14 protein-coding genes are annotated in these 12,536 nt (G+C 72.7%); 12 read left to right on the top strand and 2 right to left on the bottom strand.

What is annotated here, in order from left to right; all coding sequences use genetic code 11:
• Positions 1–156: 156 nt before the first annotated feature.
• Positions 157–960 carry an inositol monophosphatase family protein gene (locus tag ACZ6S8_RS03025; RefSeq protein WP_469451914.1) on the top strand — a complete coding sequence of 268 codons (804 nt, stop codon included), beginning with the start codon at positions 157–159 and terminating at the stop codon, positions 958–960.
• Between the two features lie 103 nt (positions 961–1,063).
• Here ACZ6S8_RS03025 and ACZ6S8_RS03030 read toward each other — a convergent pair whose 3' ends face one another.
• Positions 1,064–1,270: a hypothetical protein gene (locus ACZ6S8_RS03030; protein ID WP_469451916.1), complete on the bottom strand. Its 207-nt coding sequence runs from the start codon at positions 1,268–1,270 to the stop codon at positions 1,064–1,066.
• Positions 1,271–1,523: 253 nt separating this feature from the next.
• On the opposite strand from ACZ6S8_RS03030, the gene ACZ6S8_RS03035 reads away from it, so the two are divergent.
• The 4 genes from ACZ6S8_RS03035 (at position 1,524) to ACZ6S8_RS03050 (ending at position 5,048) form a co-directional block, all read left to right on the top strand.
• Positions 1,524–2,177, top strand: coding sequence for a response regulator transcription factor (locus ACZ6S8_RS03035; protein WP_030036265.1), 654 nt, complete (start codon positions 1,524–1,526; stop codon positions 2,175–2,177).
• A gap of 5 nt (positions 2,178–2,182) precedes the next feature.
• Positions 2,183–3,430, top strand: a complete 1,248-nt coding sequence (locus ACZ6S8_RS03040; protein WP_351279585.1) for a sensor histidine kinase — start codon at positions 2,183–2,185, stop codon at positions 3,428–3,430.
• Positions 3,431–3,812: 382 nt separating this feature from the next.
• Positions 3,813–4,109, top strand: a complete 297-nt coding sequence (locus ACZ6S8_RS03045; protein ID WP_267723728.1) for a DUF4193 domain-containing protein — start codon at positions 3,813–3,815, stop codon at positions 4,107–4,109.
• 12 nt (positions 4,110–4,121) lie between these two features.
• Positions 4,122–5,048 (top strand): hypothetical protein, encoded by a 927-nt coding sequence (locus ACZ6S8_RS03050; RefSeq protein WP_469451918.1) that lies wholly within the window; start codon positions 4,122–4,124, stop codon positions 5,046–5,048.
• A 35-nt stretch (positions 5,049–5,083) separates the two neighbouring features.
• Here ACZ6S8_RS03050 and ACZ6S8_RS03055 read toward each other — a convergent pair whose 3' ends face one another.
• Entirely contained in the window at positions 5,084–5,539 is a 456-nt protein-coding gene (locus tag ACZ6S8_RS03055; protein ID WP_469451919.1) for a DUF3093 domain-containing protein, read from the bottom strand.
• 58 nt (positions 5,540–5,597) lie between these two features.
• On the opposite strand from ACZ6S8_RS03055, the gene ACZ6S8_RS03060 reads away from it, so the two are divergent.
• The 7 genes from ACZ6S8_RS03060 to ACZ6S8_RS03090 all read left to right on the top strand — a co-directional run bounded on the left by ACZ6S8_RS03060 (position 5,598) and on the right by ACZ6S8_RS03090 (position 12,390).
• Complete coding sequence (locus ACZ6S8_RS03060; protein ID WP_469451920.1) at positions 5,598–6,182, top strand: PaaI family thioesterase; 585 nt, start codon at positions 5,598–5,600, stop codon at positions 6,180–6,182.
• Positions 6,182–6,727 carry a dUTP diphosphatase gene (gene dut / locus ACZ6S8_RS03065; protein WP_469451922.1) on the top strand — a complete coding sequence of 182 codons (546 nt, stop codon included), beginning with the start codon at positions 6,182–6,184 and terminating at the stop codon, positions 6,725–6,727. Before ACZ6S8_RS03060 ends, dut begins: the two co-directional genes overlap by 1 nt.
• A gap of 1 nt (position 6,728) precedes the next feature.
• Entirely contained in the window at positions 6,729–7,520 is a 792-nt protein-coding gene (locus ACZ6S8_RS03070) for a DUF3710 domain-containing protein (RefSeq protein WP_469451924.1), read from the top strand.
• Between the two features lie 230 nt (positions 7,521–7,750).
• Positions 7,751–10,495 carry a DUF4118 domain-containing protein gene (locus tag ACZ6S8_RS03075; protein WP_469451926.1) on the top strand — a complete coding sequence of 915 codons (2,745 nt, stop codon included), beginning with the start codon at positions 7,751–7,753 and terminating at the stop codon, positions 10,493–10,495.
• A complete protein-coding gene (locus ACZ6S8_RS03080; protein WP_469451928.1) occupies positions 10,492–11,178 on the top strand; it encodes a response regulator in 687 nt (228 codons plus the stop codon). The genes ACZ6S8_RS03075 and ACZ6S8_RS03080 overlap by 4 nt, the downstream gene beginning before the upstream one ends.
• Positions 11,179–11,202: 24 nt before the next feature.
• Complete coding sequence (locus tag ACZ6S8_RS03085; protein ID WP_469451930.1) at positions 11,203–11,622, top strand: OB-fold nucleic acid binding domain-containing protein; 420 nt, start codon at positions 11,203–11,205, stop codon at positions 11,620–11,622.
• A 3-nt stretch (positions 11,623–11,625) separates the two neighbouring features.
• Positions 11,626–12,390: a DUF3159 domain-containing protein gene (locus ACZ6S8_RS03090; RefSeq protein ID WP_469451931.1), complete on the top strand. Its 765-nt coding sequence runs from the start codon at positions 11,626–11,628 to the stop codon at positions 12,388–12,390.
• Positions 12,391–12,536 lie beyond the last annotated feature (146 nt).

Raw genomic sequence — 12,536 nt, forward strand, 5'->3', positions numbered from 1 at the left:
GCTGGGAGCGAGCCACGACTTGTGCGCGGTGGGCTGCTGCCCGGCGCGCGCACCCCGGCCGGCGGCGGCGGGCGCCGACAGCCCGTACGCGTAGGACCCGTCAGGAGAGCCGGCAGCCGTACGCAATCACGCACCGTGGACTGGAGAGGGCGACGCATGATCTCCGAAGAGCTGAAGGCCGAACTGCTGGACGTGGGCCTGGAGGCCGCACGGCGGGCGGGAGAACTGCTCCGCGACGGCAGACCGGCCGATCTGGCGGTGGCGGCGACCAAGAGCAGCCCCATCGACGTGGTCACCGAGATGGACATCGCGGCGGAGAAGCTGATCACGGGCATCCTCGCGGAGCGGCGGCCCGAGGACGGGCTGCTGGGCGAGGAGGGGGCCGACGTCGCGGGGACGAGCGGTGTCCGCTGGGTCGTCGACCCGCTGGACGGCACCGTGAACTACCTCTACGGGCTGCCCGCCTGGAGCGTCTCGATCGCGGCCGAGTACCGGGGCGAGACGGTGGCCGGGGTCGTCGAGGTGCCGCTGCGCGGGGAGACGTTCCACGCGCTGCTCGGCGGCGGGGCCTGGCTGGGCGGGCGGCGGCTCGCCTGCCGGCCGGCGGCCCCGCTGGACCAGGCGCTGGTGGCGACGGGCTTCGCGTACCTCCAGCCCCGGCGGGCCCAGCAGGCGAAGGTCGGGCAGCGGATCATCCCCCTCGTGCGGGACATCCGGCGGGGCGGGTCGGCCGCCGTCGACCTGTGCGACGTGGCCGCCGGACGGCTGGACGGCTACTACGAGCGCGGGCTGAACCCGTGGGACCTGGCGGCCGGGGACCTGATCGCCCGGGAGGCGGGCGCGGTGACCGGCGGACGTCCGGGGAAGCCGGCCTCGGGGGAGCTGGCCCTGGCGGCGACCCCGGCGGTCTTCGCCTCGCTCCAGCCCCTCCTGGACGAGGCCGGGGCCTGGCACGACTGACTCCCGGCCGCGCCGTTCGGCTGCGGCACCCGGGCCGGGACATGACGGAACCCCGGCCGCCCGAGGGCGGCCGGGGTTCGCTGTGTCCGGCGGGAGTGCGGGCTCAGCAGGCGGGCACGGCGGCCGTGACCGGCACCCCGTGCTCGGCGGCGGTGACCGGGACGCCGTGCTCGGCGGCCAGTCGCTGGAGGTCCTCCAGCTCGGCCTGTTCCACTTCCGCCAGGAAGTCGTCGCCCGCTTCGCGGGCCTGTCGGAGGTCCGACTGCGTGGTGCGGATGCGCTGCAGGAGACCCGCGGTGAATGCGTCCATGGTTCGCCCCCTCTTCGTGGGTCGGCGGCGGCACGTGGCAGTGCGCCGTCAGGGAGTGGATTGGGGTGTGCTCACGTCCTCCCCGGCGCCGCACGCGCAGAAACCTCGGGAGGACAGGTAATCCTCACTTCCGTCCCGCCGGCCCCTCCGTGCCCCCTGCACCCGACGCCTTACAGCCGGTTTACGGCCGAAACGGGCAGGATGGGCGACGCAACACACGTGTGCCCTTCTGGGCTCGGAGGAAGGAAACGACGTGCGCGTACTCGTCGTCGAGGACGAGCAGCTGCTCGCCGATGCGGTGGCCACCGGACTGCGCCGGGAGGCCATGGCCGTGGACGTCGTGTACGACGGCGCCGCCGCCCTTGAGCGCGTCGGAGTGAACGACTACGACGTGGTCGTGCTCGACCGGGACCTCCCGCTCGTGCACGGCGACGACGTCTGCCGGAAGATCGTCGAGCTCGGCATGCCCACCCGCGTGCTGATGCTGACGGCGTCCGGCGACGTCAGCGACCGCGTGGAGGGACTGGAGCTCGGGGCGGACGACTACCTCCCCAAGCCCTTCGCCTTCACCGAGCTGACCGCCCGCGTCCGGGCGCTCGGGCGGCGTACGACCGTCGCCCTGCCGCCCGTGCTGGAGCGGGCCGGGATCAAGCTGGACCCGAACCGGCGCGAGGTGTTCCGCGAGGGCCGGGAGGTGCAGCTGGCGCCGAAGGAGTTCGCGGTGCTGGAGGTCCTCATGCGCAGCGAGGGGACCGTCGTCTCCGCGGAGCAGCTGCTGGAGAAGGCCTGGGACGAGAACACCGACCCCTTCACGAACGTCGTGCGGGTCACGGTCATGACCCTGCGGCGCAAGCTGGGCGAGCCGCCGGTCATCGTGACCGTACCCGGTTCCGGATACCGGATCTGATGCGCGTGGCAGCCAGTCCGGCGCCACCGCCCGCGCCGCCGAAACCGACCTGGGACCCCGGCCAGCCCGAGGGTCCCTTCCCGTGGTTGCGGCCGACCATCCGCATACGCCTCACGCTGCTCTACGGCGGGATGTTCCTGATCGCCGGCATCCTGCTGCTGTCGATCATCTACCTGCTGGCGGCCCAGGCCCTGCGGGAGGGCAACGCCCTGCCGTTCCAGATCGTCGGCGGCGAGCAGGTGAAGGTCTCCAGCAACACGTGCCCGGGCGTGGTGGGCATCGAGCAGACCCACAGCCAGTTCAACGCCGCCATCAACCAGTGCGTCCTGGAACAGCGCAGGCACGCGCTGGACGACCTGCTGAGCCGGTCGCTGATGGCCCTGCTGGGCCTGAGCATCATCGCCTTCGCCTTCGGCTACGCGATGGCCGGCCGGGTGCTCTCGCCGCTGGGCAAGATCACCCGTACCGCCCGCCGGGTGGTCGGTTCCGACCTGACCCGGCGGATCGAGCTGGACGGGCCGGACGACGAGCTCAAGGAGCTCGCCGACACCTTCGACGAGATGCTCGACCGGCTGGAGCGGGCCTTCACGGCGCAGCAGCGCTTCGTGGCGAACGCCTCGCACGAGCTGCGCACGCCGCTGGCGATCAACCGGACCCTGCTGGAGGTACACCTCTCCGATCCGGGGGCCCCGGTGGAGCTCCAGCAGCTCGGGAAGACCCTGCTGGCCACCAACGAGCGCAGCGAGCAGCTGGTCGAGGGCCTGCTGCTGCTGGCCCGGAGCGAGAACCAGATCGTCGAGCGCAAGCCCGTGGACCTGGCGGAGGTGGCCTCGCGCGCCCTCGACCAGGCCCGCGCGGAGGCCGAGGCGAAGGGCGTGGAGATCCGCGGCGAGCGCGCCCTGGCGGTGGTCCAGGGCAACGGCGTGCTGCTGGAGCGGATCGCCCTGAACCTGGTGCAGAACGCCGTCCGGTACAACGTGCCGGAGGGCGGCTGGGTCGAGGTCACGACCGAGGCCCAGCACGGTCAGGCGGTGCTCCTGGTATCGAACACGGGTCCCGTGGTTCCCGCGTACGAGGTGGACAACCTGTTCGAGCCGTTCAGGCGGCTGCGTACGGAGCGAACGGGCAGCGACAAGGGGGTCGGACTCGGCCTCTCCATCGCGCGCTCCGTGGCGCGCGCACACGGCGGAAGGATCCAAGCGGTACCCCGGGAAGGCGGTGGCCTCGTGATGCGTGTCACTCTTCCCTTGTGAGAGCCTCGCCCCGTGTTCGCTGAAAGCTGAATGCGTGGCATGTGCAGGTGCCGGGCTTTGTGTGATCGATCACAGGGTCCGGTGTCCGCCCATGTGCGTTCAGTGACTCCGGGGCGGCCGGAAAGCCCGGGACGTCCGGGTTTCCGGCCCCCCTGATGGCGGGAAATACACGGGGTGGCGTTTGTGCAAGACGGCCCCCGGACCGTGTACGGTCCCGGTCGTCATCCCAGCCAATCGCACCTCTACGTGGGCGGCTGGGTGTCGATTCAGTAACAGACCTTGATGTGAGGCAAAATCTCCGCCTCAGGTCGGGCACAAGTCCGGCCTCTCGCGCGTTACGTGCGCTGAGACACCGCTAACACCCAGAGGGGGAGAGCGAACAATGGCAACGGACTACGACACCCCACGCAAGACCGACGACGACGTCGACAACGACAGCATTGAAGAGCTGAAGGCCCGGCGCAACGACAAGTCGTCCTCGGCTTCGGACATGGACGAGTTCGACTCGGCCGAGAGCCTGGAGCTGCCCGGCGCGGACCTCTCCAACGAGGAACTGGCCGTCCGGGTCCTGCCCAAGCAGGCCGACGAGTTCACCTGCATGAGCTGCTTCCTGGTGCACCACCGCAGCCAGCTGGCACGTGAGAAGAACGGTCAGCCGATCTGCCGCGACTGCGACTGAGAGGCGACGGCCGTGGCTGGCTCCACACCGTTCCGGAAGCGACGCTTCCGGAAATCAGGTGAACCGGCGGAGACGCAGGAGGCGATCACGGGCCCGGAAACGGGTCCCGGTGCTCCCGGCGGCTCCGCCCTTGAGGCGACAGCCGTGCCCGCCGACACCGCCGTGGCGGTGCCGTCGGACACAGAGACCGGCGAGGGAACCCGGCAGCGGTCCGGGGCTCGTCGGCTGCAATCCGTGAGGAACGGTGTACGCAAGGGCGGCGAAGGCGTCAGGGGCGCCGCCCTGTACATCGCCGACCGGATCATCGAGAACGCACCGCGCGTTCCGGTTCGGGACCTCGCGACGCTGCGCGCGCAGTTCCCGGGCCTCGGTCCCGAACAGCTCGCGGACAAGCTGATCTCGGGCGCCGCCAACGCCACCTCCACCGTCGGCGCGGGCGTCGGAGCGGCCGCGATGCTGCCCGTACCGCCCGCCATGATCGCCGAACTGACCGCCGAGGTCACCTGCGTCGCGGCGATCGAACTGAAGCTCCTCGCCGAACTCCACGAGGTCTACGGCCAGCGGCCGCCCGGCAACCTCAAGGAACGCAGCTTCGCCTACCTGACCGCGTGGACCGAGGAGCGCGGGGTCGACCTGACCAAGCCGACCACGCTCAACGCCGCGCTCGGCGGCCAGATGAAGCGCGAGCTGCGCCAGCAGATCACCAAGCGGATGGTCCGCAACCTGCCGAACCTCATCCCGTTCATGGTCGGCGCGGCCGTCGGAGCGGTCATGAACCGCCGCGACACCCGGAAAGTCGCCGAGAAGGTGCGTACGGACCTGCGTGCGCGCGCCGTGCCGTGGGACACCCTGGCGAAGCTCCCGCCCCTGGAGTCCCCCGCCCAGCCCCTTCCCGAGGCCATCAGGGCCGCACTGGAGCCCCCCGCCCGGGAGGACTGAGGCCCCGGCCCGCCCCCCGGAGTCCGGGGGAGCGGTCAGCCCTTGGCCGCGCGGATCGCCGAGGCCAGCGCCTGCGGCTCCCGGGTGGAGACGTACACGTACGGGGTCGGGTCCGCCGGGTCGGTCACCTCGACGCGCACCGCGGTCGGCACGTAGCTGCGCATGAACATGAAGGCGCGGGTGTCGGCCTTGTACGTGCGCCAGGCGGCCGACTCCTCCGCGTCCAGGACCTCGGGCTCCCCGAGCGCCGCCACCGGGATCCGCGCGTCCCCGGCCGCCAGCGAGCCGTTGACCACGCGCACGCGCGCGGAGCCGTACGAGCTCACGGCCAGCCCCGCCAGCGCCGTGCCCCCGACCAGGCCGGCCAGCAGCGGCAGCGAGCCCAGCGGCAGCAGCATCAGCGCGCACGCCAGGCCGATCAGTACGGCGATGACCCACCAGGAGCGGGGGGCGGTCAGGCGTTCGTCGTGGTGCGCGGGGGAGGGCTGCATGCGGCCAAGCCTGCCACGAGGCGACCGGCGGGTAGCCGCGCGGGTAAGGTCTGCGGCTGTGAGTGGACGAAACACAGCGCTGACGCCCCCGGCCGACGCCGTCGCACCGGTCCGGCACCCCGACGCCCCGGCGCCCGGCGAGCTCCTCGGTGCGCACTACGAGCACTGCTTCGGCTGCGGCGAGGGCCAGCCGCACGGCCTCCACCTGGAGGCCCGCGCGGGCGAGGGCGTGCGCATCACCGCCGAGTTCACCGTACGGGCCGCCCACCAGGGCGCTCCGGGCCTCGCCCACGGCGGCGTGCTGGCCACGGCGCTCGACGAGACGCTCGGCTCCCTGAACTGGCTGCTGCGCGTCATCGCGGTGACGGGACGGCTGGAGACCGACTTCGTGCGGCCCGTGCCGGTGGGCACCGTGCTGCACCTGGAGGCGGAGGTCACCGCGGTCGCCGGGCGGAAGATCTACTGCACCGCCGTCGGCCGGATAGGCGGCCCGCAGGGCCAGGTCGCCGTGCGCGCCGACGCCCTGTTCATCGAGGTGAAGGTCGACCACTTCATCGACAACGGACGGCCCGAGGAGATCCAGGCGGCCATGGCCGACCCGGACCAGGTCAGGCGCGCACGCGCCTTCGAGGTGAACCCCTGATGTCCCAGAACGACCGCGCGCCCCGCCATGACGTCGACGTGCTGATCCGGCGCGTGGACCCCGAGGTGCCGCTCCCCGCCTACGGTCACCCCGGCGACGCCGGCTGCGACCTGGTGACCACCACCGCCGCCGAGCTCGCGCCCGGAGAGCGGACGGTCCTGCCCACCGGGGTGTCCATCGCCCTGCCCGACGGGTACGCGGCGTTCGTGCACCCGCGGTCGGGCCTGGCCGCACGCTGCGGGCTCGCGCTCGTGAATGCCCCGGGGACGGTGGATGCCGGGTACCGTGGGGAGATCAAGGTGATCGTGGTCAATCTCGACCCGCGCGAGAGCGTGCGGTTCGAGCGTTTCGACCGCATTGCCCAGCTGGTTGTCCAGCGGGTCGAGAAGGTGCGCTTCCACGAGGTCGCGGAACTTCCCGGCTCGGCCCGGGCCGAGGGGGGTTTCGGCTCCACCGGCGGTCATGCGGCCGTGGCCGGATCCGGGGCTGGTCAGCAGGGTGGGAATGGCTACGCTTCGGTCGTAACCGACCGGGAAGGACAGTGACGTGTTCGGACGTCGCAAGAAGAACGACTCCGCCCAGGACGGCGGCGCGGCCGAGCAGGTCGTCGACGCCACGGGCGCTGATGAGCGGGACGAGGCGGAGGGCCAGGACGGCGCCGCCGCGCCCCGCCGGATGAACCTGCCGCCGGCCCCGCGGCCGGACGGTCCCTGGGACGCGGCCGAGGTGCTCGGCGACCCGGCCGACGGACGCGTCGACCTGGGCGGCATCCTCGTACCCGGTGTCGAGGGCATGGAGCTGCGCGTCGAGGTCGCCGGTGACGCGATCGTGGCCGCGACCGTGGTGCTGGGCGACAGCGCCGTGCAGCTGCAGGCCTTCGCGGCGCCCAAGAAGGAAGGCATCTGGGGCGAGGTCCGCGACGAGATCGCCACGGGCATCACCCAGCAGGGCGGCATCATCGACGAGGCCGAGGGCCCGCTGGGCTGGGAGCTGCGCGCGCAGGTGCCCGTACCGCTGCCCGACGGCCAGACCGGCGCCCAGCTGGTCCGCTTCGTCGGCGTCGACGGCCCGCGCTGGTTCCTGCGCGGCGTCATCTCCGGCCAGGGCGCGGTGCGCCCCGAGTCGGCGGGCGTACTGGAGCAGATCTTCCGGGACACGGTCGTCGTCCGCGGCGACGGTCCCATGGCCCCCCGCGACCCGATCGTCCTGAAGCTGCCGAACGACGCCCAGATGGTGCCGGACGGCGTGCAGACGACGACGGAGGAGCAGGAGGGCTCCCGCTTCGGCGGCGGCATGGGCCAGCTGGAGCGCGGCCCGGAGATCACCGAGGTCCGCTGACCCCGGCGGCCCCGCGCTCGCAGCGGGGCACGCGCGCACGGCCTTCGGCCGGTGGGCCCCACTCCTTCGGGGGTGGGGCCCACCGCCGTTCACGGCCGTTCTCCGCCGTCCACGGGGCCTCGGACGGGTGCGGCACGGGTGCGGCACGGGTGCGTCAGGGATGCGTCAGGGATGGGCGTACGGCCCCCCATCGGTGCGTGGACCGCGCGGACGTCCCCGAGAATGGGCGCATGGGACGCGGCAAGCTCAGGATCTATCTCGGCGCGGCGCCCGGCGTCGGCAAGACCTACGCGATGCTCTCCGAGGGCCACCGCAGGGTCGAGCGGGGCGGGGACGTCGTCGTCGGCTTCGTCGAGCACCACGGCCGGCCGCGCACCGAGGTCATGCTGCACGGCCTCGAAGCGGTCGAGCGCAGGGAGCTGGCGCACCGCGGCGCCGTCTTCACCGAGATGGACGTGGACGCGCTGCTCGCCCGCGCACCCGCCGTGGCGCTCGTGGACGAACTGGCGCACACCAACGTGCCGGGCTCGCGCAACGCCAAGCGCTGGCAGGACGTGGAGGAGCTGCTGCGGGCCGGCATCGACGTCGTGACCACCGTGAACATCCAGCACCTGGAGTCGCTCGGGGACGTGGTCGAGTCGATCACCGGGGTCCGGCAGCGGGAGACGGTGCCGGACGAGGTGGTCCGGCGGGCCGATCAGGTCGAGCTCGTCGACATGTCGCCCCAGGCCCTGCGCCGGCGGATGGCGCACGGCAACATATACAAGTCCGACAAGGTCGACGCGGCCCTGTCCAACTACTTCCGCCCCGGGAACCTCACGGCCCTGCGCGAGCTGGCCCTGCTGTGGGTGGCCGACCGGGCCGACGAGTACCTCCAGCAGTACCGGGGCGAGCACGACATCCGCTCGACCTGGCAGGCGCGGGAGCGGATCGTCGTCGGCCTCACCGGCGGCCCCGAGGGGCGCACGCTGATCCGGCGGGCCTCCAGGGTGGCGGCCAAGGGGTCGGGCAGCGAGATCCTCGCCGTCTACATCGCCCGCAGCGACGGGCTCACCGCCGCCTCGCCGAAGGAGCTCGCGGTCCAGCGGACCCTGGTCGAAGACCTCGGCGGAACGTTTCACCACGTGATCGGGGACAACATCCCCGACGCCCTGCTGGAATTCGCCCGCGGGGTCAACGCCACCCAGATCGTGCTCGGCTCCAGCCGCCGCCGTTCCTGGCAGTACGTCTTCGGACCCGGCGTCGGCGCGAGCGTGGCCCGGGACTCGGGCCCCGACCTCGACGTCCACATCGTCACGCACGAGGAGGTCGCCAAGGGGCGCGGCCTGCCCGTGGTCCGCTCGGCGGCCCGGCTCGGCCGGCCGCGGATCGTGGCCGGCTGGATCGTCGGCGTGATCTTCCCCGTCCTGCTCTGCGTCCTGCTGACGCACGTGGACGCGGATCCGGGGCTCGCCAACGACATGCTGCTCTTCCTGGCGCTGACGGTGGCCGCCGCCCTGCTCGGCGGACTCTGGCCGGCGCTGGCCTCGGCCGCCGTCGGCTCGCTGCTGCTGAACTACTTCTTCGCGCCGCCGCTGCACCGGTTCACCGTCTCCGACCCCAAGAACATCGTGGCCATCGCCGTCTTCTTCGGCGTGGCCGTCTCCGTCGCCTCGGTGGTGGACCTGGCCGCCCGGCGCACCCACCAGGCGGCGCGGCTGCGCGCCGAGTCGGAGATCCTCTCCTTCCTCGCGGGCAGCGTGCTGCGCGGCGAGACCCGGCTGGACGCACTGCTGGAGCGGGTGCGCGAGACCTTCGCCATGGAGTCCGTGGCCCTGCTGGAGCGGGCCGGCGACGTCGAACCGTGGAACCGGGCCGGAAGCGTCGGCCCCCGGCCGGCCGCCCGCCCCGAGGACGCCGACGTCGACATGCCGATCGGGGACCACATGGCGCTGGCCCTGTCCGGCCGGGTGCTGCCCGCCGAGGACCGCCGGGTGCTCGGCGCCTTCGCCGCCCAGGCCGCCGTGGTGCTGGACCGGCAGCGGCTGGTCGGCGAGGCCGAGGAGGCCCGCCGGATGGCCGAGGGCAACCGGATCCGGACCGCGCTGCTGGCCGCCGTCAGCCACGACCTGCGCACGCCGCTGGCCTCCATCAAGGCCTCGGTGACCTCGCTGCGCTCCGACGACGTGGAGTGGTCCGAGGAGGACCGGGCCGAGCTGCTGGAGGGCATCGAGGCCGGCGCCGACCGGCTCGACCACCTGGTGGGCAACCTGCTGGACATGTCCCGGCTCCAGACCGGCACCGTCACCCCGCTGATCCGCGAGATCGACCTCGACGAGGTGGTGCCGATGGCCCTGGGCGGCGTACCGGAGGACAGCGTCCTGCTGGACGTGCCCGAATCGCTGCCGATGGTGGCGGTGGACCCGGGGCTGCTGGAGCGGACCGTGGCCAACGTGGTGGAGAACGCCGTCAAGTACAGCCCGGCCGGCCAGCCGGTGCTCGTGGCGGCCAGCTTCCTCGGCGACCGGGTCGAGGTACGGGTCGTCGACCGCGGGCCGGGCGTGCCGGACGAGGCCAAGGACCGGATCTTCGCCCCCTTCCAGCGGCACGGCGACGCCCCCCGCGGGGCGGGCGTGGGCCTCGGGCTCGCGGTCGCCCGCGGCTTCGCCGAGGCCATGGACGGCACCCTGGCCGCCGAGGACACCCCGGGCGGCGGGCTCACGATGGTGCTCACCCTGCGCGCCGCGGGCCGGGACGGCGGACCGTCGCACGTCACGGTGGACGGCGAGGGCCGGAGCGTGGAGCAGGACCCCGACCGGCCGGATGCCCCCGGCGACCGGGAACGGGGACCCCGTCCTCGCCCCGGCCCCGAAACCGGCCCCGAAACCGGCCCCGAGAGCGGCCCCGAGACCGGCGCCGAACCCGCCCCCGAAGCAGACCAGGAGCGCGGTCGCGACGACCGTGACCGGACACGACAGAAGGCAGGACCCCGATGACCCGGGTGCTCGTGGTGGAAGACGAGCCGCAGATCGTGCGCGCCCTCGTGATCAACCTCAAGGCGCGCAAGTACGAGGTGGACGCCGCGGTCGACGGCGCGAGCGCGCTGGAGCTCGCGGCCGCCCGCCACCCCGACGTGGTCGTCCTCGACCTCGGCCTGCCCGACATGGACGGGGTCGAGGTGATCAGGGGCCTGCGCGGCTGGACCCGGGTGCCGATCCTGGTCCTGTCCGCCCGGCACAGCTCCGACGAGAAGGTCGAGGCCCTGGACGCCGGCGCCGACGACTACGTCACCAAGCCCTTCGGCATGGACGAGCTGCTGGCCCGGTTGCGGGCCGCCGTACGCCGGGCCGAGCCCGCCGCCGGGGCCGGCGGGGACGAGGTGGTCGTGGAGACGGCGGGCTTCACGGTGGACCTGGCGGCCAAGAAGGCCGTACGGGAAGGACGCGACGTCCGGCTCACGCCCACCGAGTGGCACCTGCTGGAGGTGCTGGTCCGCAACGGCGGCAGGCTCGTCAGCCAGAAGCAGCTCCTCCAGGAGGTCTGGGGGCCCTCGTACGGCACCGAGACGAACTACCTGCGCGTCTACATGGCCCAACTGCGCCGCAAACTGGAGGCGGACCCGTCGCACCCGCGCCACTTCATCACCGAGCCCGGCATGGGGTACCGCTTCGAGAGGTAGCCGGGGCGCCGGTACGCTTCCTGTATGAGTGCTGAACCGCGTCCCGAGAAGTCCGCGAAGCCGCTCCGGCCCGCGGGCCGGTTCCGCCGGATGATAGAGCGGCTGTCCACCTCGCAGGAGGAGCTGCATTCGGCGGAGCTGCAGGAGGACGCAGAGGCCGCGGGGTGCCTGCGGATCTGCGACTGTTCCGACCGCCAGATAGTCAAGGTGACCGGGACGCTGCGCACGGTCACCCTGCGGCCCCGGGCCGGCGTTCCCGCGCTGGAGGCGGAGCTGTTCGACGGCTCTGCCGCGCTCGACGTGGTCTGGCTCGGCCGTCGCTCGATCGTGGGAATCGAGCCCGGCCGCCGCATGATCGCCTCCGGACGCATTTCCATGTCCCATGGCCGCCGGGTGCTCTTCAACCCGAAGTACGAACTCCGACCGCTCGGACAGGAGCAGTAACCGGTGACGTCTTTCGACAAACCGACCACCCCAGACCCCGCCGCCTCCGCCGCGCCTTCCGACGCCCCTTCCGAGGACCAGAAGGCGGTGACGCAGGCGGCGCTCTTCGACGCCTTCGGCGGCATCCGGGGCACCGTGGAGACGATGCTCCCCGGGCTGCTCTTCGTCATGATCTACACGATCAACAAGGACGTGAAGCTGTCCGCCATCGCGGCGGGCGCCGTCGCGGTCCTGCTGGTGATCGTGCGGCTGCTGCGCAAGGACACGGTGAAGCACGCCTTCAGCGGCGTCTTCGGCGTGGGCGTCGGCGTGGCCTTCGCCCTGTTCACGGGCAGCGCGAAGGGCTTCTACCTGCCCGGCATGATCTACGGCGTCGGCCTGGGCGCGGCCTTCACGATCTCGGCGCTGGTCGGCTTCCCGCTGCTGGGCGTGATGCTGGGGCCGGTCTTCAAGGAGAACCTGTCCTGGCGCACCCGCAACCCCGGCCGCAAGAAGGCGTACACCAAGGCCAGCCTGGCGTGGGGCCTGATCTTCCTCGCCAAGTACGCGATCCTCTTCCCGCTGTACTGGTGGGGCGACGCGACGCAGCTGGGCTGGGTCCTGATCGCGCTGAAGCTGCCGCCGATGGTGCTCGCGGTGTACTTCACCTGGGTCTTCCTGGCCAAGGCGCCCCCGCCGATCAACGTGATCGAGGAGTGGGAGGCCGAGGAGCGCGCCGAGAAGGCCGCCAAGGCGGCGAAGGCCGCCGCCAAGGAACCCGGCCTCTGACGCACGGGCACCACGAAGGGGCGGGACGACCGACCGGTCGTCCCCCCCCGTGGGGGTGGCCGTGGGGGGGGGGGGGGCGTAGGGGGGGGGGTAGCGAACCGCGGGCGGCCCCCGGGCGGACCCGGGGCCCGCGCGCGGGGGCGGCC

Source organism: Streptomyces sp. NPDC048461 (genome assembly GCF_055587105.1).

Excerpts from the sequence above, each read along its gene's own strand:
- ACZ6S8_RS03025 (WP_469451914.1), top strand. The coding sequence starts at position 157 with ATGATCTCCGAAGAGCTGAAGGCCGAACTGCTGGACGTGGGCCTGGAG.
- ACZ6S8_RS03030 (WP_469451916.1), bottom strand. The coding sequence starts at position 1,270 with ATGGACGCATTCACCGCGGGTCTCCTGCAGCGCATCCGCACCACGCAG.
- ACZ6S8_RS03045 (WP_267723728.1), top strand. The coding sequence starts at position 3,813 with ATGGCAACGGACTACGACACCCCACGCAAGACCGACGACGACGTCGAC.
- ACZ6S8_RS03055 (WP_469451919.1), bottom strand. The coding sequence starts at position 5,539 with ATGCAGCCCTCCCCCGCGCACCACGACGAACGCCTGACCGCCCCCCGC.
- dut (WP_469451922.1), top strand. The coding sequence starts at position 6,182 with ATGTCCCAGAACGACCGCGCGCCCCGCCATGACGTCGACGTGCTGATC.
- ACZ6S8_RS03075 (WP_469451926.1), top strand. The coding sequence starts at position 7,751 with ATGGGACGCGGCAAGCTCAGGATCTATCTCGGCGCGGCGCCCGGCGTC.
- ACZ6S8_RS03080 (WP_469451928.1), top strand. The coding sequence starts at position 10,492 with ATGACCCGGGTGCTCGTGGTGGAAGACGAGCCGCAGATCGTGCGCGCC.
- ACZ6S8_RS03085 (WP_469451930.1), top strand. The coding sequence starts at position 11,203 with ATGAGTGCTGAACCGCGTCCCGAGAAGTCCGCGAAGCCGCTCCGGCCC.